Source organism: Paracoccus aminovorans (assembly GCF_001546115.1).
Classification (GTDB): Bacteria; Pseudomonadota; Alphaproteobacteria; order Rhodobacterales; family Rhodobacteraceae; genus Paracoccus; species Paracoccus aminovorans_B.
In genome coordinates, this window is the sequence record NZ_KQ955208.1 from 403,344 (window position 1) to 427,797 (window position 24,454).

The 24,454-nt window shown below is 66.9% G+C and carries 27 protein-coding genes, 1 tRNA gene and 2 pseudogenes; 18 read left to right on the forward strand and 12 right to left on the reverse strand.

Annotated features, from left to right (window positions below; translation table 11 throughout):
* The 5 genes and pseudogenes from ASV56_RS02100 to ASV56_RS02120 all read right to left on the reverse strand — a co-directional run.
* Window positions 1-503, reverse strand: a pseudogene (locus tag ASV56_RS02100) (IS5 family transposase); the annotation flags it as partial.
* Between the two features lie 203 nt (window positions 504-706).
* Window positions 707-1,915, reverse strand: a complete 1,209-nt coding sequence (locus tag ASV56_RS02105; protein ID WP_062562196.1) for a beta-ketoacyl-[acyl-carrier-protein] synthase family protein — start codon at window positions 1,913-1,915, stop codon at window positions 707-709.
* A gap of 137 nt (window positions 1,916-2,052) precedes the next feature.
* Complete coding sequence (locus ASV56_RS02110; RefSeq protein WP_062562197.1) at window positions 2,053-2,313, reverse strand: acyl carrier protein; 261 nt, start codon at window positions 2,311-2,313, stop codon at window positions 2,053-2,055.
* A gap of 12 nt (window positions 2,314-2,325) precedes the next feature.
* Complete coding sequence (locus ASV56_RS02115) at window positions 2,326-3,429, reverse strand: UDP-3-O-(3-hydroxymyristoyl)glucosamine N-acyltransferase (protein WP_062560596.1); 1,104 nt, start codon at window positions 3,427-3,429, stop codon at window positions 2,326-2,328.
* A gap of 28 nt (window positions 3,430-3,457) precedes the next feature.
* Window positions 3,458-5,065, reverse strand: a complete 1,608-nt coding sequence (locus ASV56_RS02120) for a L,D-transpeptidase family protein (RefSeq protein WP_062560597.1) — start codon at window positions 5,063-5,065, stop codon at window positions 3,458-3,460.
* 336 nt (window positions 5,066-5,401) lie between these two features.
* On the opposite strand from ASV56_RS02120, the gene ASV56_RS02125 reads away from it, so the two are divergent.
* Window positions 5,402-5,962 (forward strand): YcbK family protein, encoded by a 561-nt coding sequence (locus ASV56_RS02125; protein ID WP_026155082.1) that lies wholly within the window; start codon window positions 5,402-5,404, stop codon window positions 5,960-5,962.
* 67 nt (window positions 5,963-6,029) lie between these two features.
* Here ASV56_RS02125 and ASV56_RS02130 read toward each other — a convergent pair whose 3' ends face one another.
* Both ASV56_RS02130 and ASV56_RS02135 read right to left on the reverse strand, forming a co-directional pair.
* Window positions 6,030-6,779 carry an SseB family protein gene (locus ASV56_RS02130; RefSeq protein WP_062560598.1) on the reverse strand — a complete coding sequence of 250 codons (750 nt, stop codon included), beginning with the start codon at window positions 6,777-6,779 and terminating at the stop codon, window positions 6,030-6,032.
* Entirely contained in the window at window positions 6,763-7,374 is a 612-nt protein-coding gene (locus ASV56_RS02135) for a uracil-DNA glycosylase family protein (protein WP_062562198.1), read from the reverse strand. Before ASV56_RS02135 ends, ASV56_RS02130 begins: the two co-directional genes overlap by 17 nt.
* Window positions 7,375-7,557: 183 nt before the next feature.
* On the opposite strand from ASV56_RS02135, the gene ASV56_RS02140 reads away from it, so the two are divergent.
* Genes ASV56_RS02140 through kdsA form a run of 3 tightly spaced genes read left to right on the forward strand, consistent with a single transcriptional unit; the run spans window position 7,558 to window position 10,761 of the window.
* Window positions 7,558-8,211 carry an ABC transporter ATP-binding protein gene (locus tag ASV56_RS02140; protein WP_062560599.1) on the forward strand — a complete coding sequence of 218 codons (654 nt, stop codon included), beginning with the start codon at window positions 7,558-7,560 and terminating at the stop codon, window positions 8,209-8,211.
* Window positions 8,195-9,931: a KpsE/RkpR family capsule polysaccharide export protein gene (locus ASV56_RS02145; RefSeq protein WP_062560600.1), complete on the forward strand. Its 1,737-nt coding sequence runs from the start codon at window positions 8,195-8,197 to the stop codon at window positions 9,929-9,931. Before ASV56_RS02140 ends, ASV56_RS02145 begins: the two co-directional genes overlap by 17 nt.
* Window positions 9,928-10,761, forward strand: a complete 834-nt coding sequence (kdsA, locus tag ASV56_RS02150; protein WP_062560601.1) for a 3-deoxy-8-phosphooctulonate synthase — start codon at window positions 9,928-9,930, stop codon at window positions 10,759-10,761. Before ASV56_RS02145 ends, kdsA begins: the two co-directional genes overlap by 4 nt.
* Here kdsA and ASV56_RS02155 read toward each other — a convergent pair whose 3' ends face one another.
* Complete coding sequence (locus ASV56_RS02155) at window positions 10,762-11,970, reverse strand: BaiN/RdsA family NAD(P)/FAD-dependent oxidoreductase (RefSeq protein WP_062560602.1); 1,209 nt, start codon at window positions 11,968-11,970, stop codon at window positions 10,762-10,764.
* A 97-nt stretch (window positions 11,971-12,067) separates the two neighbouring features.
* Here ASV56_RS02155 and ASV56_RS02160 point away from each other — a divergent pair.
* A tRNA-Gln gene (locus tag ASV56_RS02160) sits at window positions 12,068-12,142 on the forward strand.
* 168 nt (window positions 12,143-12,310) lie between these two features.
* Here the strand turns inward: ASV56_RS02160 and ASV56_RS02165 are convergent.
* From ASV56_RS02165 to ASV56_RS02180, 4 genes and pseudogenes are all read right to left on the reverse strand, one after another.
* Window positions 12,311-12,589 (reverse strand): annotated as a pseudogene (locus ASV56_RS02165) (transposase); the annotation flags it as partial.
* Between the two features lie 395 nt (window positions 12,590-12,984).
* Window positions 12,985-13,950, reverse strand: a complete 966-nt coding sequence (locus ASV56_RS02170; protein ID WP_216635367.1) for an SOS response-associated peptidase family protein — start codon at window positions 13,948-13,950, stop codon at window positions 12,985-12,987.
* Window positions 13,950-14,759, reverse strand: coding sequence for a DNA adenine methylase (locus ASV56_RS02175; protein WP_082724704.1), 810 nt, complete (start codon window positions 14,757-14,759; stop codon window positions 13,950-13,952). Before ASV56_RS02175 ends, ASV56_RS02170 begins: the two co-directional genes overlap by 1 nt.
* 254 nt (window positions 14,760-15,013) lie before the next feature.
* Window positions 15,014-16,140, reverse strand: a protein-coding gene (locus tag ASV56_RS02180; protein WP_156429045.1) for an IS3 family transposase whose coding sequence is annotated in 2 segments (ribosomal slippage) — window positions 15,014-15,876 and window positions 15,876-16,140 — 1,128 coding nt in all. Because the reading frame shifts where the segments join, the coding sequence is not laid out codon by codon here.
* Window positions 16,141-16,175: 35 nt separating this feature from the next.
* On the opposite strand from ASV56_RS02180, the gene ASV56_RS02190 reads away from it, so the two are divergent.
* From ASV56_RS02190 to ASV56_RS02250, 13 genes are all read left to right on the forward strand, one after another.
* A complete protein-coding gene (locus ASV56_RS02190; RefSeq protein ID WP_156429046.1) occupies window positions 16,176-16,958 on the forward strand; it encodes a hypothetical protein in 783 nt (260 codons plus the stop codon).
* Window positions 16,959-17,173: 215 nt separating this feature from the next.
* Window positions 17,174-18,154, forward strand: coding sequence for a phage protease (locus tag ASV56_RS02195; protein ID WP_062560606.1), 981 nt, complete (start codon window positions 17,174-17,176; stop codon window positions 18,152-18,154).
* Window positions 18,155-18,160: 6 nt separating this feature from the next.
* The gene (locus tag ASV56_RS02200) at window positions 18,161-19,075 is read left to right on the forward strand and encodes a Mu-like prophage major head subunit gpT family protein (protein WP_062560607.1); all 915 of its coding nucleotides are present in this window, start codon (window positions 18,161-18,163) and stop codon (window positions 19,073-19,075) included.
* 2 nt (window positions 19,076-19,077) lie between these two features.
* Window positions 19,078-19,449: a hypothetical protein gene (locus ASV56_RS02205; protein WP_062560608.1), complete on the forward strand. Its 372-nt coding sequence runs from the start codon at window positions 19,078-19,080 to the stop codon at window positions 19,447-19,449.
* Window positions 19,450-19,533: 84 nt separating this feature from the next.
* Window positions 19,534-19,986: a gp436 family protein gene (locus tag ASV56_RS02210; RefSeq protein ID WP_062560609.1), complete on the forward strand. Its 453-nt coding sequence runs from the start codon at window positions 19,534-19,536 to the stop codon at window positions 19,984-19,986.
* Window positions 19,986-20,423 carry a phage virion morphogenesis protein gene (locus tag ASV56_RS02215; RefSeq protein ID WP_062560610.1) on the forward strand — a complete coding sequence of 146 codons (438 nt, stop codon included), beginning with the start codon at window positions 19,986-19,988 and terminating at the stop codon, window positions 20,421-20,423. Before ASV56_RS02210 ends, ASV56_RS02215 begins: the two co-directional genes overlap by 1 nt.
* Window positions 20,420-20,986, forward strand: coding sequence for a hypothetical protein (locus tag ASV56_RS02220; protein ID WP_062560611.1), 567 nt, complete (start codon window positions 20,420-20,422; stop codon window positions 20,984-20,986). The genes ASV56_RS02215 and ASV56_RS02220 overlap by 4 nt, the downstream gene beginning before the upstream one ends.
* Window positions 20,983-21,435, forward strand: coding sequence for a phage baseplate assembly protein V (locus ASV56_RS02225; RefSeq protein WP_062560612.1), 453 nt, complete (start codon window positions 20,983-20,985; stop codon window positions 21,433-21,435). Before ASV56_RS02220 ends, ASV56_RS02225 begins: the two co-directional genes overlap by 4 nt.
* On the forward strand, window positions 21,435-21,623 hold the full coding sequence (locus ASV56_RS02230; RefSeq protein WP_062560613.1) for a hypothetical protein: 189 nt from the start codon (window positions 21,435-21,437) through the stop codon (window positions 21,621-21,623). The genes ASV56_RS02225 and ASV56_RS02230 overlap by 1 nt, the downstream gene beginning before the upstream one ends.
* On the forward strand, window positions 21,620-21,952 hold the full coding sequence (locus ASV56_RS02235) for a GPW/gp25 family protein (protein ID WP_062560614.1): 333 nt from the start codon (window positions 21,620-21,622) through the stop codon (window positions 21,950-21,952). Before ASV56_RS02230 ends, ASV56_RS02235 begins: the two co-directional genes overlap by 4 nt.
* Entirely contained in the window at window positions 21,949-22,842 is an 894-nt protein-coding gene (locus ASV56_RS02240) for a baseplate assembly protein (RefSeq protein WP_082724706.1), read from the forward strand. The genes ASV56_RS02235 and ASV56_RS02240 overlap by 4 nt, the downstream gene beginning before the upstream one ends.
* On the forward strand, window positions 22,839-23,423 hold the full coding sequence (locus tag ASV56_RS02245) for a phage tail protein I (protein WP_062560615.1): 585 nt from the start codon (window positions 22,839-22,841) through the stop codon (window positions 23,421-23,423). Before ASV56_RS02240 ends, ASV56_RS02245 begins: the two co-directional genes overlap by 4 nt.
* Window positions 23,424-23,425: 2 nt before the next feature.
* A complete protein-coding gene (locus tag ASV56_RS02250; protein WP_062560616.1) occupies window positions 23,426-24,445 on the forward strand; it encodes a hypothetical protein in 1,020 nt (339 codons plus the stop codon).
* The last annotated feature ends 9 nt before the right edge of the window (window positions 24,446-24,454 follow it).

Sequence of the window (24,454 nt, forward strand, 5' to 3'; positions counted from 1 at the left end):
CGGCAGGTTGTCGTCCATGACCAGATCAAAGCCCAGGTAGTCCGATGTCTGGCCCGGCGTGATGTCCGACCTCATTGGCAGCCCGGCAGCATTGACGCGCAGGTGGACCTTGGTCGTGAAACCACCTCTTGAACGGCCAAAACCCTGTCTTGGAGTCCCCCTTTTGCGCCCGCTGCCTGATGATGGGCGCGGATCACGGTGCTGTCGATCATCTGGAGCGCATCCGGCACGATCCGACTTTCGTTCAGCGCTTCGAGGATCTGCTCCCACAACCCCGCCAGGGTCCAGCGCCGGAACTGGCGGTAGACACTGGACCACTTCCCGAACTCTTCTGGGAGGTCGCGCCAAGGAGAGCCGGTCCGCGCGATCCAGAAAATCCCATCAAGAACAAGGCGGTGATTTGCGGGCTTGCGCCCGTTCGGGGCGCGCACGGCCAGAATGAAGCGCTCATGAAACGCCCATTCCTCGTCCGACATCAGGTCTCGTGCCAAGCTGGTCTCCATTGCAGGTACCAGCTTGAATCACGATCAGGCCACCCTGTGAATCCCTTTTGTCAACACCACCTAGGGAAGGAAAGTGGCGAACGGTGATGGGACTTGTGACTTTTCAAATCAATGAAATCACTTCTTGGCTGCAGTGCCGTGGTCGAACGGCATTCTTTGTCGTTACAGCAAGAAAGGCGCCGCAGACCGGCGCTTCTCGTTTCTTACGCCTTGCGCAGCGCGATCACCGCGTTCAGGCCGCCAAAGGCGAAGGCGTTCGAGAGCACCGCCTCGACCCGCGCCTCGCGCGCGGTGTTCGGCACCACGTCCAGCGCGCATTCCGGGTCCGGCTCCTCATAGCCGATGGTCGGCGCGATCACGCCGTCGCGCAGCGCCATGATGCAGGCCAAGAGCTCGACCGCGCCGGTGCCGCCGATCAGGTGGCCGTGCATCGACTTGGTGGATGAGATCATCAGCCGGTCGGCGTGATGGCCGAAGGCATGGGCCACCGCGGCGCATTCGGTCTTGTCATTCGCCGCCGTGCCGGTGCCATGGGCATTGATATAGCCCACTTCCTCGGGGCGCATATGCGCGTCCAGCATGGCATTGGTGATGGTGCGCTCGGCGCCGATGGCCGAGGGCATGACGATGTCCTGCGCGTCCGCCGACATGGAAAAGCCCACCACCTCGGCCAGGATGTCGGCGCCGCGCGCGACCGCGTGCTCCCAGTCCTCGAAGACGAAAACCCCTGCCCCTTCGCCCTGCACCATGCCGTTGCGGGTGGCCGAGAACGGGCGGCAGGCGTCCTTGGACATGACGCGCAGGCCTTCCCAGGCCTTGACGCCGCCGAAGCACAGCATCGCCTCGGACCCGCCGGTCAACATCACCGTCGCCGCGCCCGAGCGCACCATGTTGAAGGCCATGCCCATGGCGTGGTTGGAACTGGCGCAGGCCGTCGCCACGGTGAAGCTGGGGCCCAGAAGCCCGTATTCCAGCGAGACATGCGAACAGGCCGCGTTGTTCATCAGCTTGGGCACGACGAACGGGTGGACGCGGTTCTTGCCCTCTTCATAGACGGTGCGGTAATTCTCGTCCCAGGTGTTCATGCCGCCGGCGGCGGTGCCCAGCACCACGCCCGAGCGCAGGCCCAGTTCGCCCTCGAACACGAGGCCGGATTGCTCGACCGCCTCGCGTGCGGCGAGCAGCGTGAATTGGGTGAACTTGTCGTAGAGGACGATCTGCTGGCGGTTGAAATAGGTCTCCGCCTCCCAGTCGCGAACCTGGCCGCCGATGCGGATCGCCAGCCGCTCGACATCGCGGAATTCCAGCGGGCCGATGCCGCAGCGCCCCTCGCGCATGGCTTCGAAGGTCGCAGGCACGTCGCGCCCCAGCGCGTTGACCGTGCCCATGCCGGTGATCGCCACGCGGCGCATCCCGTTGGCGTGACGGCCCATGATCACGCGGCCCAGCAGGGTGCGCGCCGCCTTGGTCGCGCTTTTCATCTTGCCCTTGACCTTGGCGGTCTTGCGTTCGGCCTTTGGCGGCTTCTCGCCCTTCAGCTTCTTGGCGCTCATGCCTTTTCAGCGACCAGCTTTTCCACCGCCGAGACGATGGCGCCCAGCGTCGAGATGTCGAACTCGGACTTTTCCGGCTCGTTGGCGTTGAAGGGCACCGAGATGTCGAAGGCTTCCTCGATGGCGAAGATCGACTCGACCAGGCCCAGGCTGTCGATGCCGATGTCCTGCGGCGACATGTCGAGCTTCAGCTCCGAAGGGTCCAGCATCGCCTGTTCGGCGACGATGCGGATGATGCGGTCGCGGACTTCTGTCATATCGGTCTCCATTCAGGCCTTGTCGGCGTCGGGGCGCTTGTCCAACAAGTTCTTAACAGTTTCACGAAGCTCTGCCACCTGCGCGTAAAGCCGCGGCAGGCGGCGGATGTTCTTCTGCGCCTCGACATGGGTTTCCATCTTAACCGCCGGGCTGCCCAGCAGCACCCGGCCGGCGGGCGCGTTGGTGAAGATCTTGGTGGCGCCACCGGCGATCACGTCGTCGCCGACGAAGATATTGTCCGAGACGCCGACCTGCCCGCCCAGCACCACCCGGTTGCCGATCCGGGCCGAGCCGGCGACCCCGACCAGGCCGCAAAGCAGGCTGTCCTCGCCCACGACGCAATTGTGGCCGATCTGCACGAGGTTGTCGATCTTGGTGCCCCGGCCGATGCGGGTGGCGCGGATGGTGCCGCGGTCGATGGTCGAATTGGCGCCGACCTCGACATCGTCGCCGATCTCGACTCCGCCCAGCGAATGGATGCGGGTCCAGTGCTGCTGGCGGATCTCGGCGCGCTCGCCCAGGGTGTGGCGGATCTCCTCGACGCCGGATTTCTCGGGCGTGACGAAAGAGAAGCCGTCGCCGCCGATCGAGACGCCGGGGTTCAGGATCACCCGGTCGCCGATGCTGACGCCATGGGCGATGCGCACGCCCGGATGGAGCAGCGCATCCACCCCGATCACCGTATCCGGCCCGATCGAGACATGGGCGGCGATGCGCGCCCCTGCCCCGATGCGCACCCGCGCGCCGATCACCACGAAGGGACCGATGGCGGCGCCCTCGGCGATCTCGGCGCTGGGGTCGATCACGGCGGTCGGATGGATGCCCGGGGCGATGCCCGGGCCGGGATCGAAGGCGCGCGTCAGCCCCGCCATGGCCAGGCGCGGCCGTGCGACCAGGATCGCGGCCTTCAGCCCTAGAGCCTCGGGGTCGCTGCCGTCGGCGAGCAGCGCCATGCCGCCCGGCGCCAGTTTCTCGGCATAGGCGGGCGTGGTCGCCAGGGCGATCTGGCCGGGGCCCGCCTGCCCCGCCTCGGCTGCACCAGTAACGGTCAGACTGCCGTCGCCCCACAGGCGGGCGTCAAGGGCTCGGGCCAGGTCGGCGATGGTGACGGTCATGCGGGCTCCCCTGTCGTTGGGGCAGTATCTATTCACCCGCGGCGGCAGAATCCAGCCCGGCCTTGACCAGCGCGGCGTGAACCAGCGCGTCGCGGCCATAGATGTCGGGGAAACGCCGGATCTGCCCGGTCTCGTCCGGGAAGGCGGTGAAATAGACCAGATGCACCGGCACCGGCGGGCGCAGGTTCAGATAGGTCTCGCGCCCCGAGGCCAGCGCCTTGGAGAACACCGCATCGGGGTCCGCGACCTGCGGCCGCAAGAGCTCATGCGCCAGGTCCACCGGCCGGCCGATGCGGATGCAGCCATGCGAATAGGCCCGACTCGACTGGTTGAACAGGTGCTTGGTCGGGGTGTCGTGCAGGTAGATGTTCCAGGGGTTCGGGAACATGAACTTGACCTGCCCCAAGGCATTGTCGTCGCTGGGCTTCTGTCGCATCCGGTAAGGGAAGGTCTTGGCAGAATACTTGCGGAAGTCGATGCGGTCGCGCGCGATCACTTTGCCGGCGCCGTCCACCACGTCCAGGTGGCTGACCGCGTTGCGATTGGCCTGCAGCCGCGGCAGGTATTCCTTGACGGTGATCGAGCGCGGCACGTTCCAGCGCGGGTTCACGACCAGGTATTTCATCGTCTCGCTGAACTCGGGCGTCTCGAATTCCTGGTTGGCCTTGCCGATGACCACGCGGGTCTCGAAGATCTCGCGGCCGCCGTCATAGATGCGGGCGTTGAACTCGGGCAGGTTTACCCAGACATGGCGGGCGTTCAGGTCGTGGCCGTTCATCCAGCGCATGCGCTCCAGCGCCACCAGGATGGCGTCGGCCTCGGGGCCGGTGCCGCGGTTCAGCCGGGCGACGGTGCGCGGCCCGGCGACGCCGTCAGCCGGCAGGCCCACCACCTGCTGGAACCCGGCGACCGCCTGGGCCAGGGGCGCGTCGAAGGTCACCGGGCTCGCGGTCGGCGCGGCGGCAAAGCCGATGGCAGCCAGCCGTAGCCGTAGCGCGGCGACGGCCGGATCGCTGGTCCCTTCGCGCCACAGCCCCTCGGGCACCGCCGGCATGCCCTGCGGCACGACGAAACGCGCCTGTTTGGCCAAGGCATCGCGCAGCGCCTGATAGCGGGCATCCTGCGAGGGCAGCCCGGCCAGCACCGAGGCCGGGTCGGTCGCGCCGGCATAGGCCCGCAGCAGGTCGCCGGTGCGCGGCCGCGTCACCTCGCGCCGGATGCCGGATTCGACCTTGCGCGGATCCAGGATGCCGCCGGTGATGTCGTGGCTCCAATCGGCGAAGGCCCGGGCGAATTCCAGTTCCTCGTCGATGGAGTCCGGATCGAAGCCGTCCAGCCGGCGCAAGGCCGCCTGGCGATAGCGCGCGGCCGGCAGGCCATGCGATTCCGCCTGCCCCACCGCGTCGATCAGCGCCGCGCGCCGGGCGGCGCCCTCCTGCCCCAGGAAGATCGGCTTCAGCCCGTTGGTGCCATAGAAATCCGCCAGCGCCGGAAAGCGCGCAACCTGCCGCGCCAGCTGCATTTCCTGTTCGGAAAAGGCCAGCCGCGGGGCCGGAAGGGTGGCTACCGGCGCCGTTTCCAGCGCCTGCGCCAGCATCGGGCGCGGCACGACGGCCAGCAGCCCGACAACAACCATGGCGCGAATCAATCTTGCGGTAGACACCTTTTACATTTCCTTTCCCGGTGGCGGAAATCTTCGCATCGGCGGGATTTGCGGTCCAGCGCCGGCAGATTTTTCTTGCACCGGTGATGCGGCCCGAGCACGCCCCCGCAAAATTCTGCTGCCGGGTTCCGAATCGGTTGGGCGATCGGCGGAAACCCGCCGAGAATGGCGGAACTTCGCCGCGCCCGGAATCAAATGCTTCCCTCCGCTCGCGCGGCGGTGACATATTCTTAATCAGTTCCGGCTAAACCGGGACGGGTCGCTCCACCATGGGCGGCGACACAAACGAAGCAGGACAGGCGATCTGACATGACGTTTGAAACCATCTCGCGACGGGGCATTCTTGGTGCCTTCGCAGCGACGACTGTGGCAGCCGCGCCGGTTATGGCCAATGCCTTCGGGCTGCTGCGGGGCGCCGGCGACATCCGCCGCATCCGCATGTATTCCGGGCGCACGGGGGAAAGCATCGACACCGTCTATTGGGTCGATGGCAAATATATCCGCGACGCCCTGAATGAAATCAACGTGTTCATGCGCGACTGGCGCACGGGCCAGGTGATCGGGATCGACCCGCGCACCGTCGATATCGCCGCAGCCTCGCACCGGCTGCTGCAAACCAACGAACCCTACATGATGCTGTCGGGCTATCGCTCGCCCAAGACCAACGCCATGCTGCGTTCGCGGTCCTCGGGCGTGGCCAGGAACTCGCTGCACATGGTGGGCAAGGCTGCCGACCTGCGCCTGAAATCGCGCTCGGTCTCGCAGATGTACAAGGCCGCTTCCGCCTGCCAGGCGGGGGGCGTCGGCAAATATTCGCGCTCGAACTTCGTCCATATGGACTGCGGCCCGGTCCGCCATTGGGGCGCCTGACTCGCGAAAGATCACAATCCGATGATCACGCAAAGACCCGCCCCTTGGGGCGGGTTTTCGTTTGCGCCTAGCGCAGCCGCGGCGGCGCCTTGGGATCGCGGCGCACCGGCTCGGGCGCAGGTTCCGGCGGCGGCGCCAGGATCAGGGCGCCTGCGGGCGGCGCGCCCGCCACGAAGCCGATGTCGACGCCCCCCGGCAGTTCGGGCAGGAAGGCCAGCAACTCGGCCAGCGCCTTGGCGACGGCGGGCTGGTGTTCGGCCGCGACGCCTTCGGGCATCAGCAGATGGCTGAGGCGCCCATCCGGCCACTCGGCCAGCACCAGCGCCAGGCTTTCCACCAACCCGCGCATGTCCGCCAGCCGCTGCGCCAGCGGCCCGGCCAAGGCCGCCGCCACCTCGGGCAGAGGCGCGCCAAGCCGCCGCGCCGCCGACTCGGGCGCCATGCTGGGGCGGGCCTCAAGCGCCTCGACCAGCCAGGCCAGCATCGGCGCATCCAGCATCAGCTGCGAGGCATGGCCGGGGTTGACCAGCAGTCCCTGCCCCTCGGATGCCAGCGCCTGCGCCAGCACCCGGCCCGGCAGGCCGACATAGGCGACCGGCCCGCCGATGAAACCCGCCAGCCGCTCTTCGAGGTCGCAGGCCAGCGCGAAGCGACCCTCGGGCAGGTCGAACATGCGCAGCTCGGCCGCGTCGGCGACGGGTTCCGCCACCAGCGCGGCGAAAAGCGCGCTATCGGCCAGGCGCGACAGGATCAGGGCGCGGGCCGGGGCGGCGGCCTCGTGAAAGGGAACTTGGCAAAGCTCATCCAGCGGGGTCATCGGGCTCTCTCAGCAAATCGGCGACGGCGGCGCGCAACTCGGGCAGAAGCTCGGCCTGAAACCAGGGATTGCGCCGCAGCCAGGCGGTATTGCGCCAGGACGGATGAGGCAAGGGAAAGATGTGCGGCGCATGATCGCGCCAGCACGCCACCGTGGCGGTGACGCCGGCCTTCGCGCCCAGGTGCCAGCGCTGCGCATGGCCACCGACCAGCAGCGTCAGCCGGGGCCGCAGCCGCGCCATGACCCTGTCGCGCCAGGTCAGCGCGCAAAGCGGCGGCGGCGGCAGGTCCGAGCCCTTGGCGTCATAGCCCGGGAAGCAGAAGGCCATCGGCACGATGGCGACGCGGCGCCGGTCGTAGAATTCCTCGGCCGAAACCGCCATCCAGTCGCGCAGCCGGTCGCCCGAGCGGTCGGCAAAGGGCCGCCCCGCTTCATGCACGCGCAGGCCGGGCGCCTGGCCCGCGATCAGGATGCGCGCGCCGGGCCGGAACCAGACCACCGGCCGCGGCGCGTGGCGGGTCGCGGTCGCGGCGAAGCGCGGCGCGCAAAGCCGGCAGGCCGAGATCTCATGCGCAAGCTGGGAGGAGCGGGTCATCCCCGGCAGATATGCGCGCAATGCCCGATAAAAAAGAGTTGGGCCTTCACGATATTTCAAGCATTGATCGGCCAAGGTGGACAGCGCAGGCCCCTGCGCATAATGTCCGCGAAATCCGCCGGGCAGCACGTGCGGCGGGTTCAACATGGTGGCCGCAGCAAAAGCGCGGCTCGGGACGGGCTGATGATCGAATTCGACGATGTCTCCAAGTCGTTCTGGACCGGGACGCAGCGCAAGGTGATCCTCGAACGGGCCTCGTTCCGCATCGAGTTGGGCCGCTCGATGGGTATCCTGGCGCCGAACGGCACCGGCAAGACCACGATCATCAACATGATGTGCGGGTTGGAAAAGCCCGACGAGGGCACGATCCGCACCGATTGCCGGGTCTCGTTCCCGCTGGGCTTCATGGGCGGCATCACCGGCACCATGAGCGCGAATGAAAACGCCCGCTTCATCGCCCGCATCTATGGGCTCGACCCGGATTATGTCGAGGCATTCTGCCGCTGGCTGACAGACATCGACGAATATTTCGACATGCCCGTCGGCACCTACAGCGCCGGCATGCGCTCGCGCTTCACCTTCTCGCTGATGCTGGCGCTGGAATTCGACGTCTACCTGATCGACGAGGGCATGCCGACCACCACCGATGCGGAGTTCAACCGCAAGGCCGGCTCGGTGCTCTATGACCGGCTGAAATCGGCGACGGTGGTGGTGGTCTCGCACCAGGCGCAGACCATCGAGAAATTCTGCAGCTCCGCCGCGGTGCTGCGCAACGGCAAGCTTTATCAGTTCGAAACCCTCGAAGAGGCCAAGCAATATTATGACTACACCGCCTAAGGCCCGCGCCTATCGCATCACCCGCGAGGAATCGGTCCTGGCGGTCAGTCGCGGCTCGAATGCGGTCGAGACGGCGCGCAAGGTGCAGATCTCGGTGCAGAAGCGCGACCCGGCGCAGCGCCCGCAGGCCGCGCCAGAGGAGCTGTTCGCGGCGGCGGCCGGCGACGACGGCTTCGGCGACATGCGCTTTCCCGGCGCCGCGCCGCGGGCGCCGGCCGCATCGGCGCCCACCCCGATGGCCGAGCGCATCGCCGCCGTCCGGGCCGAGAATCTGACCGACCGCCAGCTGCGTATGGCCCGCCGCATCGCCGCCATGCACGAGATCGACGTCGAATCGGACCATGAGGCGGTGGTGATGCTGCGTGATCGCGGCATTGACCCGTTCCACCGCGCCGCCGTCGGCAAGATCCTGTCCGAGGAGGGCGCGCGGGCCCAGGCCGAGGCCGCGCCGAACACCATGCCGGTGCCGACCCGCAAGAACAGCCCCGCCCGCCGCGGTCGCGGCAGCGAGATCGTGCCGCTGCCGCCCGGCCAGACCAACCTGCCCTCGCGCGAGGCCCTGACCGAGGATCGCCGCGCCGCCGAGATCATCCGCATCCAGCAGGACATCGCCCGCCGCCGGCGCCGCAAGCTGATGATGCTGGCGGCACGGCTGATCGCGCTGGTGGGCCTGCCGACCGTGATCGCGGCCTGGTATTACTTCACCGTCGCGACGCCGCTTTACGCCACCATCTCGCAGTTCCAGATCCAGCAGGCCGAGAAATCCAGCTCGGGCAGCCTGGGCGGGCTGTTCAGCGGCACGCAGCTGGCGACCAACACCGACTCGGTATCGGTGCAAAGCTACCTGACCTCGCGCGACGCCATGCTGCGGCTCGACAAGGACCTAGGCTTCAAGCAGGCGTTCCAGAACCCCGCCATCGACCCGGTGCTGCGCCTGGCCCCCGATGCGACCAACGAACAGGCCTACAAGCTGTACCAGAATTCGGTGAAGATCGGCTATGACCCGACCGAGGGCGTGGTCAATATGGAGGTGATCGCGCCGGATCCGAAGCTCAGCCAGGAATTCTCGCTGGCCCTGATCAAATATGCCGAGGGCCAGGTCGACCAGATGACCGCGCGCCTGCGCGAGGACCAGATGAAGGGCTCGGTCGAAAGCTATCAGGACGCCGAGGAAAAGGTGCTGCAAGCCCAGCGGCGGGTGCAGGAACTGCAGCAGAAGCTGGGCGTGCTCGACCCGGTGGCCGAGGGTTCGGTCATCATGGGCCATATCGCCGAGCTCGAGCGCCAGCTGGCCGAGAAGAAGCTGGAACTGGGCCAGCTGCAATCCAACGCCCGCCCGAACCAGAGCCGCGTCGCCGGCGTCCAGGGCGATATCGGCCGGCTTGAGCAGATGCTGGCCGACACCCGCGGCCAGCTGACCGAGGACAGCAATGCGCGCGGCTCGCTGGCCTCGATCTCGGGCGAGATCCGCATCGCCGAATCCGACCTGATGACCCGGCAGGAGCTGCTGGCCGCCGCCGCCGCGCAGATGGAAAATGCGCGGATCGAGGCCAACAAGCAGGTCCGCTATCTCTCGCTCTCGGTCGCACCCGTCCCCCCGGACGAGGCGACCTATCCCAAGGCTTTCCAGAACACGATCGTCGCCTTCCTGATCTTCTCGGGCATCTATCTGATGCTCTCGCTGACGGCCTCGATCCTGCGCGAACAGGTGTCCTCATGAACCATGTCCAGATCGGCAACGTGACCTTCGGCAACGACCTGCCGCTGGCGGTGATCGCCGGCCCCTGCCAGCTGGAAACGCTGGACCACGCCCTGATGATCGCCGAGACCATGGCCGAGGCCTGCCGCCGCGCCGGCGCCGGCTATGTTTTCAAGGCCAGCTACGACAAGGCCAACCGCACCTCGCTGAAGGGGCGACGCGGCATCGGCATTGAAGAGGGCTTGCGCATGCTGGAAGAGGTGCGCGCCCGTATCGGCTGCCCGGTGCTGACCGACGTCCATGACATCGCGCAGGCCCGCATGGCCGGCGCCGTGGTGGACGTGATCCAGATCCCCGCCTTTCTGTCGCGCCAGACCGACCTGCTGCTGGCGGCAGGCGAGACCGGCGCGGTGGTCAATATCAAGAAAGGCCAGTTCCTGGCGCCCTGGGACATGCCGAACGTCGCCGACAAGGTCGCCTCGACCGGCAACCGGCGCATCATGCTGACCGAACGCGGCGTCAGCTTCGGCTACAACACCCTGGTCGCGGACATGCGCAGCCTGCCGATCATGGCCAGCACCGGCTGGCCGGTGATCATGGACGCCACGCATTCCGTGCAGCAGCCCGGCGGCCAGGGCGGCTCCTCGGGCGGGCAGCGCGAATTCGCGCCGGTGATGGCGCGGGCCGCGGTTTCGCTGGGCGTCGCCGGCGTCTTCATCGAGACGCATCAGGATCCAGACAACGCGCCCTCGGACGGGCCGAACATGATCCAGCTGGACCGCATGCCGGACCTGGTTGCCTCGCTGATGCGGTTCGATGCGCTGGCGAAATCCGATCCGGTGATGGGCTGATCAGCCGGCCGCGATGGCCTTGGCGGCGGCATGGGCCGAGGCCCAGGCCCATTGGAAGTTGTAGCCGCCAAGCCAGCCGGTCACGTCCACGACCTCGCCGATGAAATAGAGCCCGGGCACGGCCTTGGCCTGCATGCTGCGGGAATCGAGCCCGCGCGTGTCGACGCCCCCCACCGTGACCTCGGCCGTGCGCCAGCCTTCCGAGCCGACGGGGCGCAGCTGCCAGCGATTGACCCGGTTCGCGAGGCGTTCCAGCGCCGCATTGCCCTGGTCGGCCAGCCGCGCACCGGCCAGGCCAAGCTCGTCGCAGACCGCCTCGGCCAAGCGCGCGGGCAGCCAGCGCGACAGAGCCGTGCCAAGGGCGAGCCGGCCGCCCTGCCCGCGCAGCTCGCGCAACGCCGCCGACAGGTCAAGCTCGGGCGCCAGATCGACCATGATCGGCTCGCCCGGCCGCCAGAAGCTCGAGACCTGCAGGATGGCCGGTCCCGACAGCCCGCGATGGGTAAAGAGCAGCCCGTCGCGAAACCGCGTCCGGCCGCGCCCGCTGCCATGCACGACCTCGGCGGTCAGCGACAGACCTGCCAGCGGCCGGCACAGGTCCAGATCCTGCGCGGCAAAGGTCAGCGGCACCAGCCCGGCCCGAGGCTCGACCAGGTCAAGCCCGAAGCGCGTGGCGATGTCGTAGCCGATACCGGTCGCCCCCATCTTCGGGATCGACTTGCCGCCGCTGGCCACCACCAGCCGCCGCGTCCTGAGCGCGCCCTGCGGCCCGCGCAGCACGAAGCCTTCCGGTTCGGGGTCGACAGCATCGACCCTCGTCTCCAGCCGCAACTCGCAGCCGCGCATGCGATGCAGCAGCAAGTCGACGATCTGCCGCGCGCTGCCGTCGCAGAAAAGCTGCCCCAGCGTCTTCTCGTGCCAGGCGATGCCTGCCCGGTCCACCAGATCGACGAAATCCCGCGCTGTGAACCCCGCCAGCGCCGAGGCGCAGAAGCGCGGATTGCGCGACAGAAAGCGGTCGGGCGCGCTCGCCAGGTTGGTGAAATTGCAGCGCCCACCGCCCGAGATGCGGATCTTTTCGCCCGGTGCCCTGGCGTGATCCAGCACGGCGATGCGTCCCGCGCCGCCCGGCGCCTCGACGAGAATCGAGCCGGCGCAGAAAAGCCCTGCCGCGCCGGCACCCAGAATGACGGTATCGAACTGTTCCATGGCGGGCGCTTACCGGCCTGAACTTTCGTCCACAAGAAAATTCGGAAATGCCTCTTGCACCCCCCTGCCAGCTTGGCTAGATACGCCTCCACAGAGTTGGGGCGTGGCCAAGTGGTAAGGCAACGGTTTTTGGTACCGTGTACCGTAGGTTCGAATCCTACCGCCCCAGCCAAGATTTCCTGAGCGTTGATATTGCGTTAGATTGCGATCGTTGATCGGGATTTTTTTCAGCGCGATCATCAGCCTAGCATGCCGCAAGGTCGCTGACATCGGCTCTGGCTGTGAGGGACAGACCCGCAAGTGAGCTACTCCCCGCTCCTTGGACAGTTTTCGGGGATATTTAAGCTACTGCCTGCGCTTGCTGATCGATTTCGATATTGTTGAAGTAAACCACGGCGGGTGGCCGTCCACCATGGGCGGTGTGGGGCCTCTGGTGGTTGTAGAAGGTGATCCATCGGCCAATGGCAGCCTTGGCCTGTGACCCCGTTTCCCAGGCATGCAGGTAGACGCATTCGTATTTCAGGGACCGCCACAGGCGCTCGATGAAGACATTGTCGATGCACCGCCCCTTGCCGTCCATCGAGATGCGGGTGCCGACGCGCTTTAGCCGATCTGTCCAGGCTGTTGTGTGACACCAATACTTGCAGGGAAATGCGAAGAGACCCGAAGTGGTGCGAAGACCCGCGAAGGCCCAGCAAAATAAGGCTGTGAGAGGCCCGAGGAGCCATCGTGAAGGGGCGTGCGCGATGTCATGCACAGGGCCTTAAAACGGGCTTGAACGGGCTGTGAGACCCGGTGGCCTTGGTGTGGTTGCAGAGCCCAAAAGGCCGGCTTTTGCTGGTGTTTTCCCGTTGTCGAAGCGGTTGAGCGCGCATCGTCGAGTTTTCCGAACCTACAACTGAGCCCGTAAGTTTCGGTCCGCAGTTGTAGGTTGAGAAAAAGCTAAGAAAATCCGGGGGAAAATCGACAACGGGACGCCATTCCACCGATGACGAACATACAAACGATTTTCAGCTAGACCGGCCCCTCGACCGGCCGCAACGCGCCATCGGGCTGCGGCCTCTGCAGCGCGGTCACCATCTCCACGGGCGCCGACATCCACAGCTCCCACTCTGCAGGCTCGGTCAGGATCACCGGCATGGAATCGGGATTGGTCGCCTTGACCTCGGCCGAGGGCGCGCACGTCAGGAATGCATAGAGATCGTCCTCGGTCTCGCCGTCCCGGACCTTGCGGACCGAGCGCCAGCCGCGCGTCTCGATGCCCGCGAAATACATCGGCAGGTCAGGATCAACCGGCGCGAACCACTGGTTGCCACGACCAGGGCCTCGCGTCTCGGCAAAGGAAGTGACCGGAACCAGGCACCGGCACCGCGGTCCGAGCCAGTTCTGCCAATGCGGCGAGCGCAGGTTGCGGACGTTGTACACGCCGGGATCTCGCTGGGTCTTCAAGGCTGCAGGCGGCGACGGCATGCCCCAGCGCGCATAGACCAATTCCAGGCCGCCGGCGGTGTCGTGGCGGACGATCGGGCCAGGGCTGTTGGGATAGACCTCGCCCGGCTCCATGTTGCCGACGGCACTCGTGAACTTCTGCCCTTTGAAGGTCTGCCGCACCTCGTCGGCCGCCCGGCGCTGGTTATACAGATGGCACACTTGGTCGTCCCTCCCGCTGCCTGGCGCCGTGATCAGATTGGGCGAGGTATAGCTCGGATGCCCGACGCCGTCAGCCAGTTGCAGGTCGGGGAACCGAGCGCAGAAGTCCTGAAGCGGCCCCGGCGCCCGAAAATATAGCGCCACGCTATCGACCGAGGCCTGAGAGCCACCGCTATGCCAAGCGTAATCGCTGCGCCCGACATGCTGGTCGAGCCATTGATGCATCGGCGCCATCGCCTTGCCGAATCCGTTCGCGGGGATCCTGAAGAAGGCGCGGATCGGAAAGGCGCGGTCGTCGATCTGCTTCTGCGGCGTACTGCGGCGGACCATCAGGCACCCAAAAAGTTCGAGATCAACAGCTCGGCCCGGCCGCCCGCCGGGTCGTTGCGCTTGCCGCTGATGCTGTAGGAGGTCCGGACTTCGGCCAAGTCGAAGGCCGCGAAGGTCTCGCGCACCTCGGGCAAGTCGTTCAGCGACAGGATGAACCGGCCGCGAATCCCCGCCAGCAGTTGGGCCATGCGCTGGAAGTCGGCGCGCTCGAACATCGCCTTGCCGTAATCGTCCTCGCAGCCAAAATAGGGCGGGTCGAGATAGAACAGCGTCTCGGCGCCGTCATAGCGCGGGATGAAGTCGGCCCAGTCCAGGCATTCGATGGTCACCCCCGCGAGACGGCTGTGCAGATCCTCCAGCATCGGTTCCACGGTGGACAGGTTGAACCGCCCCGGCCGCGCTCGATCGACGCCGAAGTTTCGGCCCGAAACCTTGCCGCCGAAGGCGGTGCGCTGGAGGTAAAGGAAGCGCGCCGCCCGCTCCAGATCGGTCAGCGTCTCGGGATCGACCCGCACCAAGCGCTCGAACTCGGCTCGGGTGGTCAGCTGGAAGCGCAATGTGTCGAGAAACTGCGGGTAGTGGCGCTGGAGGATCCGGAACAGGTTGGCGATGTCCCTGCCGCGGTCATTGATCACCTCGGCCCGCGGCTTGGTCGAGCGGCGCAGGAAGATGCCGCCCATCCCCACGAAGGGCTCGGCATAGGTGACGCAGGGCGTGGCGTCGATGATGGCGCAGATGCGCTTGGCGAGGTTGCGCTTGCCGCCCAGCCAAGGGGCGACAGGGGCAGTGGGGGTAATGGTGGTGAGCATGGCGGTCCCTGTGGTTCGCATTTTTTGGAACATACAGAGAACATTCCGGGCGGTCTATTCCGATACAGACCGATACTCGTAGAGATGGATACGCCGTGGCACGAACTTTCCGCCAAAGAAGCGCTCACCTTCGACCCGAGCGGTGGCGACCACCCGGTGATGGTCTGCCAAATCCTCCAGGTTGATGGCAGGGGACAGAATAAGAGGAAGCCGCTTGGGGTGGACTGCCCCCACCGAGTGGTCCGGGTTGATTGTTAGTGCATCGTCGGCCGCTGGTCTATTGGGATGACGGCTTCCGGTGCGGGTGGGCGGTATCCCAGGGAGCTGTGCGGCCTGACAGTGTTGTAGTGGCTGCGCCATCGCTCGATGAGGATCTGGGCCTCCCTGAGCGAATAGAAGACTTCTGCATCCAGGAGTTCGTCGCGGAATCGAGCGTTGAAGCTCTCGCAATACCCGTTCTCCCAGGGTGAACCCGGCTCGATGAACGCGGTCTTGGCACCAACTGCGCCGATCCAGCCCTGCACCTTCTTGGCAATGAATTCCGCGCCATTGTCGGACCTTATGAACGCAGGCGGGCCACGCAAGATGAACAGATCCGTCAGGGCGTCGATTACGTCGGTGGAATTGAGCCTGCGGTTTACACGGATCACCAGCGCCTCCTTCGTGAATTCGTCGATGATATTGAGCGTCCGAAACAGCCGTCCGTCATGTGTCCGGTCCTGAACGAAATCATAGGACCAGACGTGGTTCGGGTGCTCCGGCCGGAGACGGACGCAGGACCCGTCGTTCAACCAGAGCCGACCCTTCTTTGCCTGCTTTTGCGGGACCTTCAGCCCTTCACGCCGCCATATCCGTTCCACGCGTTTATGATTTACATGCCAACCGGCGTTGTTCAGCAATCCGGTGATCATCCGATAGCCATATCGCCCGTAGGTGCGAGCGAGCGTGATGATGTCTTCCGTCAGCCGTTCTTCGTCCGGGGCGCCGCAAGGAACCTTGCGTTGCGTCGAGCGGTGCTGCCCGAGGATGCGGCAGGCGCGGCGCTCGGATATGCCGAGCGCCTGCCGCACATGGTCAATGCACTGGCGACGGCGCGAAGGGCTTAGAAGTTTCCCCGTGCAGCCTCGCTCAGGATCATCTTGTCCAAGGTCAGATCTGACACCGCGCGCCGCAACCGCTGGTTCTCCGCCTCAAGCTCCTTGAGACGCTTCAGCTGATCCCGGTTCATGCCGCCATACTGCTTGCGCCAGCGATAATACGTCGGCTCGGTCACGCCGATCTGCCGCACCGCGTCGGAAATTGCCATTCCCTGTCCATGAAGCACTTCAATCTGTCGAAGCTTCAGAACGATGTCTTCCGGTTTGTCTCGCTTGCCTGCCATCTGATGGTCCTCCTGAACAGGATATTTCTATCCCAGTGGGTGGACCACTTCAGTGGGGGCACTCCAACAGCCCGTTCTGGGACGAGTGGATGCCGCCGAACGGCTGGGGCTGCAAATGCTGGGTGCGCCAGGTGACCAAGGCGGAGGCGGCACGGCGCGGGATTTCCGAGGAACCCGACGTGCCGCAGACCGTGGTCGAGAACACGCGCACCGGCGAGGTGCGGATCGTCCCGCAGGGCATCGACCCAGGCTGGCAGCGCAACCCTGGCCAGATGCGCATGCAGGGCATGGAGGCCATGCTGGCGGAAAAGCTCGATCAGCTGCCCGAGGCCGCGCGCCAAGCGGCATTGCGCGACATCGCCACCAGCTGGCGGGTGCAGCGCATCATGGATGGTGCGCCCGGTCGCGCGCCGGTCGGCCAGTTGCCGACCCGGATCGCGGCCGAGGCCGGGCTGACCGACCGGATGATCTGGGTGAACCACGACACGTTCCGGCATGTAGTTAGGGATCACGATCCCGCAGATGCCGCGTTCCGCAAGGCGCTGATGGCGCTGATTGCCAATGTCGATGGTGCCACGCTGGCCGCGTTGGAGGATCGCGGCGATGGTTTGAAGACCCTGCGGGTGCTGATCCCGTTCGACAGGTTCTTCCATGTGGCAGAGAGCGCAAAGCCCGCGAAAGCCCAACGTCAAACCGCGCTGATCCTGTGGTTTGACGATGCGATGCGTGTTCGGGCGATCATGCCCTCGACCGAGGCGCGATTCCGCAAAGACGCTGCACGAGCCAATAATACGGTCATCGACCTGGGGGAATCGTGACCCGGAGGGGCGGCCATCCCTCGCGGCTCAAGGCCGGTAATCCATGGCTCGGGTCACACCTTATATATGCGCCCGCTTAACCTGCGTTTCAAGCCCGGCTTAAACCCCTCGACAGGCGCCGATCTCTCTGGATAGGGTTGTGTCAGGGCCACCCCCGACAATCCCCGAAACATTTCAGAGGCTATCCGGCAACCGGCAATTGCGATGGTGCCGGCATGTCGAAACGCTCCATCCTCCAATCCATGCCGCTGGCGCTCTGCTCCGAAGAAGGGGCCGTGCCCGATTGGGTCCAGCTGACCCCGCAGGGTCCGTATCTGTCGTCTCGCGACGGCCGCGAATGGCAGCTCCCCGACCCCGACGCGGTGGTGCGCGCCTATGCCGACAGCCTGGCTGCCGGCATCGAGGCGCCGGTCGATTTCGAACATGCGACCCACGTCAAGGGCGAACGCGGCGAGCGGGCCGATGCCGTCGGCTGGGTCAAGGAGCTGGCCAACCGCGACGGCGCGCTCTGGGGCCGCATCGACTGGACCGAGACCGGCCGCGCAGCGGTCGCCTCGCGCGGATACCGCTATGTCAGCCCCGGCTTCTTCTTCTCGGCCGCGACCCGCGCCGTCGCCCGGTTGGCTTCGGTCGGCCTCACCAACCTGCCGAACTTCGCTCTTCCCGCCCTGAACCGTGAACATCCTGAAACGGAGAACGACCCTATGGACCCTGCTGTCCTGGAGGCCCTCGGCCTCAAACCCACCGCCACCCCCGCCGATGCGGTGCTGGCGATCAACGGGCTGAAGTCGGCCGAGCAGCTGGCACTGAACCGCGCCGCGACCCCCGATCCCGAGAAGTTCGTGCCGAAGGCCGATCACCAGCTGGCGCTGAACCGCATCGCGGATTTTGAGGCCGGTGAGAAGACCCGCGCCGAAAAGGCTGCGACGGACGCCGTCGATGCAGCCATCGCTGCCGGCAAGATCGCGCCCGCCAGCCGCGACTACCACCTGGCGACCTGCCGCGCCGAGGGCGGGCTGGAGCGGTTCCAGGCGTTCGTCGCCGCGCAGCCGGTGATCGCGGCGCCCTCGAACCTCGACAAGAAACCGGGCACCCAGCCGGGCGCGCTCGGCGCCGACGAGCTGGCCGTTTGCCGCCAGTTCGGCATGTCCCCGGAAGAATTCGCGGCCGCACGTGCGGCCGAAGGCAAGGAGTAAGCCCGCATGGCCATTGTCAGCCCCGCCATCCTCACCGCCCTGAACACGGGCGTGAAGAAGAACTTCCAGGACGGTTACAAGGAATTCCGCGCCAAGTCCTTCTGGGACAAGGTCGCCACCCTGATCCCGTCCACCACCTCCTCGAACACCTATGGCTGGCTGGGCGACTTCCCGCAGCTGCGCGAATGGGTCGGCGATCGCGTCATCCGCGACATGAAGGCCAGCGGCTATTCGATCGAGAACAAGCTCTACGAGGCCACGCTGGGCGTGCAGCGCACCCAGATCGAGGATGACCAGTACGGCCATTTCGCCCCGGTCGCCTCGTCCATGGGTCAGGAGGCCGCGCAGCATCCCGACCGCCTGGTGCAGGCGGTGATCAATTCGGCCGGAACCTCGCTTTGCTTCGACGGCCAGTATTTCTTCGACACCGATCACCCGGTCTATGCCAACGTCGACGGCACCGGCGCCGCGACCTCGGTGTCGAACGTCGAGGCCGGGACCGATCCTGCCTGGTATCTGCTGGACTGCTCGAAGGTGCTGAAGCCCTTCATCTTCCAGGAGCGCACCAAGCCCGAGCTGGAGATGCGCTTCGACCCCAGCACCTCGGAAGCGGCCTTCATCCGCGACCAGTACCAGTGGGGCATCCGCTATCGCTGCAATGCCGGCTACGGCTTCTGGCAGCTGGCGCGCAAGTCGCAGGCGGCGCTGGACGCCACCAGCTTCGAGGCGGGCCGCACCTCCATGCGCACGCTGAAAGGCGATGGCGGCCGGCCGCTCGGCATCGTGCCGAACATCCTGCTGGTGCCGCCGTCGCTGGAAAGCGCGGCCGACCGGGTGGTGAACGTCAAGACGCTGCCGAACGGCGGCGACAACCCGAACTATGGCAAGGCCACCGTCGTGGTCATGGACTGGGTGGCCTGATCATGAAGCTCCTTGTTCGCACCACCGCGCCCTCGGGCACCTTTCATCGCGCCGGCCGCGCCTGGACCAAGGAGGGCACCGTCCTCGACCGGGACGACCTGACCCGCGAAACCTGGGAGATCCTGCGCGCCGAGCCGCTGATCCATATCGGCCCGGCGCCAGACGATGCCGAGGTCGCGGCGTCCGAGGCGGCCTCTCTGACCCTCGCGGTTCGTCGCGCCATCGCCGGTCTCGACAACGAGGGCTTCGGCCAGGACGGCACGCCGCTCCTGGACGCGGTCCGCAAGGCGATGCCCGAGGGCAGCCCCGCGATCACCAAGAAGCTCGTTTCGGACATCTGGGCCGAGCTGAAGGCGGAAACCGCCGGGCAGTAACGGCCGGGACAAGGTCGAAGCCCCGCAAAGGGGCCTGCGCGGGGGCGGCGATGTTGCCCCCGTTTCCATGGAAGGATGAGCCCCATGCCTTACGCCAGCCAAGCCGACATCGTCGATCTCTATGGGGCCAATGCCCTGGTCGTCGCCGACCGCGACGGCGACGGCGTGCCGGATGCCGATGCGGTGACCCGGGCGCTCAACCTGTCCTCGGGCGAGATGGATACCTACATCGGCCGTCGCTACAGTCTGCCGCTGCCGGCGCTGACGGTCTCCTCGGCCGCGCACCTGACCCAGCTCTGCGTCGACATCGCTGTCTATCGCCTGGCGCTGTCCCAGGACGTGGCCACAACCGAGCATCGGGTCCGATATGATGACGCGCTGTCGGTGCTGACCAAGATCGCCGACGGCCGCGCGGCGCTTTCCCTGGCACCGCCCACCCCGGGCGACGAAGGCGAGCCCGAGGTCACCGGCCCGCAGCCCATCGTTGCCGGCGGTCCCGAGCGGCTGTTTTCCCGCGAGAAGATGAGGGATCTGTGATGACCGGCGTTGCCGTCGAAACCGATGTCAGGATCCCGCTCAGCGCGCTGACGCGGCTGACCGACGACGAGCTGGCGCTGATCGCCTATGAGATCGGCACCCTGATCGAGGATCAGACCAAGCTGCGCGTCGCCGACGAAAAGACCGCGCCCGACGGCAGCGCCTGGCCGGCATGGTCCGAGGCCTATGCCGAAACCTGCAAGCCGCATCACAGCCTGCTGGTCGACCAGGGCAACCCGGGCCTGTTGGAGAGCATCCAGAACTACACCACCGGGATGCAGGCCGTGGTCGGCACCAATCTGGTCTATGGCGCGATCCACCAGTTCGGCTCCGAGGACGGCACCCTGCCGGCACGCGAATATCTCGGCCTCTCGGCCGACAACCGCACCGCGATCGAAGACCTGGTCGTCGGCCGCATTGAGGAGCTGCTGCAATGAGCCGGCTCGTCACCCCGCCGGATCTGCTCGGCACGCTGCCCGCGACCGTGGCCGGCGTCATCCATGCCACCCTGCCGGGCCTGCGCGAATGCCGGGGCATCGCCGGCCGGCTGAATGTCGAGCAGATCAAGCAGCTGGGGATCAAGACCCCGGCGGTGCTGGTCAGCCGGCTGCGCGCGCGCCAGGACAAGACCTATGCCGGCCCGCATCGCACCTTCCGGCTGCAGCTCGCGGCCTTCATCCTGTGCAAGGACGAGCTGGGCCTGCAGCGCGACCTGGCGGCGGCGAACATCGCCCAGGTGCTCCTGAACCTGATCCCGGATCAGCAATGGGGTCTCGACGATGACCTGATGCCGGCCGAAGCCGTCACCGAAGAGCCGCTGGTCTCGATCGACGCCAACAAGCAGGGCCTCGCCCTGACCGCGGTGCTCTGGGAGCAGGTCGCGGCGCTGTCGCCATTCCCGGCCTCCGAGCCGATCACGCCCGAGGTCTACCTGGGCCAGATGCCGCAGATCGGCGCGGCCCACGAGGACGATTACCAGCTGATCGGGGGTGCGCCATGACGCTTTCCGCCGCCGAGGCCGACCGCCGGATCGCCAATGTGCTGACGGTGGGCACCGTGGTCTCGATCGACAATGGCAGCGGGCGCGCCCGCGTCCGCATCGGCGAGTTGGAGACGCCGCCGATTCCGGTGATGCAGCTGCGCTCCGGTACTATCCGCATGCATTGGATGCCGAGCCCGGGCGAACAGGTGACCATCGCCGCGCCCTCGGGCGACATGGCGCGGGCCTTCGTGATGGGCGCGCTGCCGATCGACGGCAACATGGTCGCGCCCGACGCCGGCAGCCCGACCATGGATCTGGGCGGAGGCACCCTGCGCATCATCGGCAATCTTTACATCGAGGGCGATGTCGAGGTCACGGGCGACGTGGTCGCTTCGGGGGTCTCGCTCGTCCACCACACCCATGGCGGCGTCCAGCGCGGCGGTGCCGATACCGAGGAGCCCAACTGATGGTTAAAGCCCCCCTTAAACAGACCTATCGCGCCCGCGCGGATGGCTGGATCGCCGGCCAGCGCGTCGAGAAGGACGCACTGCTGGAGCTGACGCCGGATCAGGCCAAGTACGAGCCGGTCGACCTGGAGCCGACCCCGGCCGAGAAGACCGCCACGAAGCGCCGCGCCGAGGCCGAGCCGTCGTGATCGGAACCTCGCGTCTCACCGGCCGGCCGATCGACCAGGACGAACACCTGACCCAGTCGATCACCGACATCCTGACCACGCCCAAGGGCAGTCGGGTGATGCGGCGCGACTATGGATCCCGGCTGCCCAAGCTGATCGACGCGCCGATGAACGGCGAAACCATCGTCGATGTCTTCGCGGCGACGGCCGAGGCGCTGGACCGCTGGGAGCCGCGCCTGCGGCTGCGCCGGGTCGAGATCACCGGCACCGCGGCCGGCGTCATGGCCCTGCGGCTGACCGGCGATGTCCTGACCGGGCCGGTCACCGTCAACACCGAGGTGACGCTGTGAGCATCCGCCAAGACATCGACCTGTCGGCGCTGCCGCTGCCCGATGCGATCGAGCAACTGGACTACGAGGCCATCCTGTCGGAGATGCGCGCGCTCCTGGTCGCGCTCGCGCCGGATCTGGCCGATGCCCTGAAGCTCGAAAGCGACCCGCTCTCGAAACTGACCGAGGTCGGGGCTCTGCGCGAGGTGATCGTGCGGGCGCGGGCCAATGACAGCGTGCGCGCGGTCATCCTGGCGCTGGCCACGGGCTCGACCCTCGACCAGTTGGTCGCGCTCCTCGGCGTCGCGCGCCAGACCGTGATCGATGCCGACCCCGAGGCAGTGCCACCCGTCGAAGCGGTCTATGAGGATGACGCCAGCCTGCGCCGGCGCGCCCAGCTGAGCTGGGAGGGCATGACGACGGCCGGCACCGTGGGCGCCTATACGTTCCATGCGCTCTCGGCCGACGGCCGGGTGCGCGATGTCGCCGTCACCAGCCCGGAGCCGGGCGTGGTCCTGGTGACGGTCCTGTCGCATGAGGATGACGGCACCCCCTCGGCCGAGCTTCTGGATGCGGTGGCAGAGGTGCTTGAGGAGATGCGGCCGCTCTGCGACGACGTGCAGGTGGCGGCGCCCGGTTTCGTGGATTTCTCGGTCTCGGCCGTGCTGCATCTGACCAGCGGTCCCGGCGCCGAGATCGTCCAGGCCACCGCGCTCGCCGCCGTGGCCGACTATGTCCAGGACGCGCTGGCGGTCGGCCGGATCGTGCGCCAGGGCGCGCTGCTGGCCCGGCTCTACCAGACCGGCGTCGAGTCGGTGACGCTGACCGCGCCCCTGGGCGACATCGATCCGGGCCGCATCGGCGTGGCGCGTGCCGTGTCGATCGACATCAGCACGGAGGTGCTGGCGTGACCGACCTCTTGCCCGCGAACAGCACCGCGGCCGAGCGCGCGATCAGCGACGCCATGGCCCGTGCCTGGGCCATCGCCACGCCTGCGGACCTGATGTGGGATCCGGCGCGGATCCCGGCCGAATACCTGCCGTGGCTCGCCTGGGCCGCGTCGGTGGATCACTGGGATCCCGATTGGACCGAGGCCGAGAAGCGTACGGCCATCGCCGGATCGGCCGCGTGGCACCGGATCAAGGGCACGCGCGGCTCGGTCCTGACCGTGCTGGCCCAGCTGGGGCATGAGGAAGCGGTGCTGATCGAAGACCGCGACCTGCCGCGCCTCGGCGACGATGGGCTGGCGCTCGGCGGCGCCTGGGTGCTTGGCCCGTCCGGTCCCTCCTGGGCTGATTACTGGGTCGAGGTCCAGAGCCGGATCCGGCGTGGCGAGGCGGACGAGATCAAGGCCCGGCTGGACGGAGTCGTGCCGGCGCGGTGCCGGCTGCGCGTCATCAGCCTGACGGCCCAGCAATACCTGCTGGGCGATGATCATTGGCTGATCGGCGACGATGTCGCGATCGGCAACATCTACATCTACGAGGTCTGAAAATGGTCGATGAAGCCACTGTCCCGCGCTTTGATGAAACCGGCGATGAATACCCGGCTACCGTGCCGATGCTGCAAAACGGCATGCGACCCACCGGCGGCGCGGTCAATCCGGCGACGGATGAAGGGCTGCTGAACTGGCCGCTGCGCGAGATCGTCAAGAGGATCGGCTGGCTCAAGCGCCGCTATGACGCCATGGCGGCCAAGGCCGACACGACCGTCACCGTCGGCCCTGGCGGCCAATATGCCACCCTGAACGCGGCGCTGGCGGCGCTGTCGGAAAAGCGCCCGGTCTACAAGCAGGGTGGCATCTCGACCGAGGTGCGCCTGCTGTCCGGCTATGTCATGGCCGAGCAGGTGCTGCTGGTCGGGGCCAACCTCGGCTGGATCGCCATCACGGCGGTCGAGGCGGAGGTCATGATCGACCGTTCGGCGCTGATCCGCAACTTCGGCGGCACCTATCCCGCGTTCGGGGTGGGCTCCGGTGGCACGCTGCCGCTGATCCGTACGCTCTTCACCATGAACGGCACCGGCGATGGCACCAACCGCGCCGGGCTGCACGCGGTCTCGACCGGGTCCGCCGCCCTCGGCGCGGGCGCCGGCTTCAAGAACTGCGGCGGGGACGCGATCAGGGTCGAGACCTCGGGCCAGGTCTCGGCCAATGAAACGATCCTGACCGGCGCCGGGGGTTGCGGCGTGTCGGCGGCCGGTGGGACGCGGGTCGCGGTGCAGGGTGCCAACCTGTCGAACGCCGTCGATACGGCCATCTACGCCACCCACGGCGCGGTGGTGCATGCGGCCCTGGCGATCTGCACCGGCGCCAACCTGCGCGGCATCCGCGCCACGCGCGCGGCGACCATCAACGCCGTGCTGGCCGATGCCCGGCGCAATGGCCCGAGCGGCGCCGATACCAATACCGATTTTGTCGTGGGCGAAGGCGGGACCATCGTCGCAAACGGCGCAACGGGCGGTACCAACGTCACCACCAACACCGTGGCCGCCACCGGCATCATCTACAAATAAGGGGCCGTC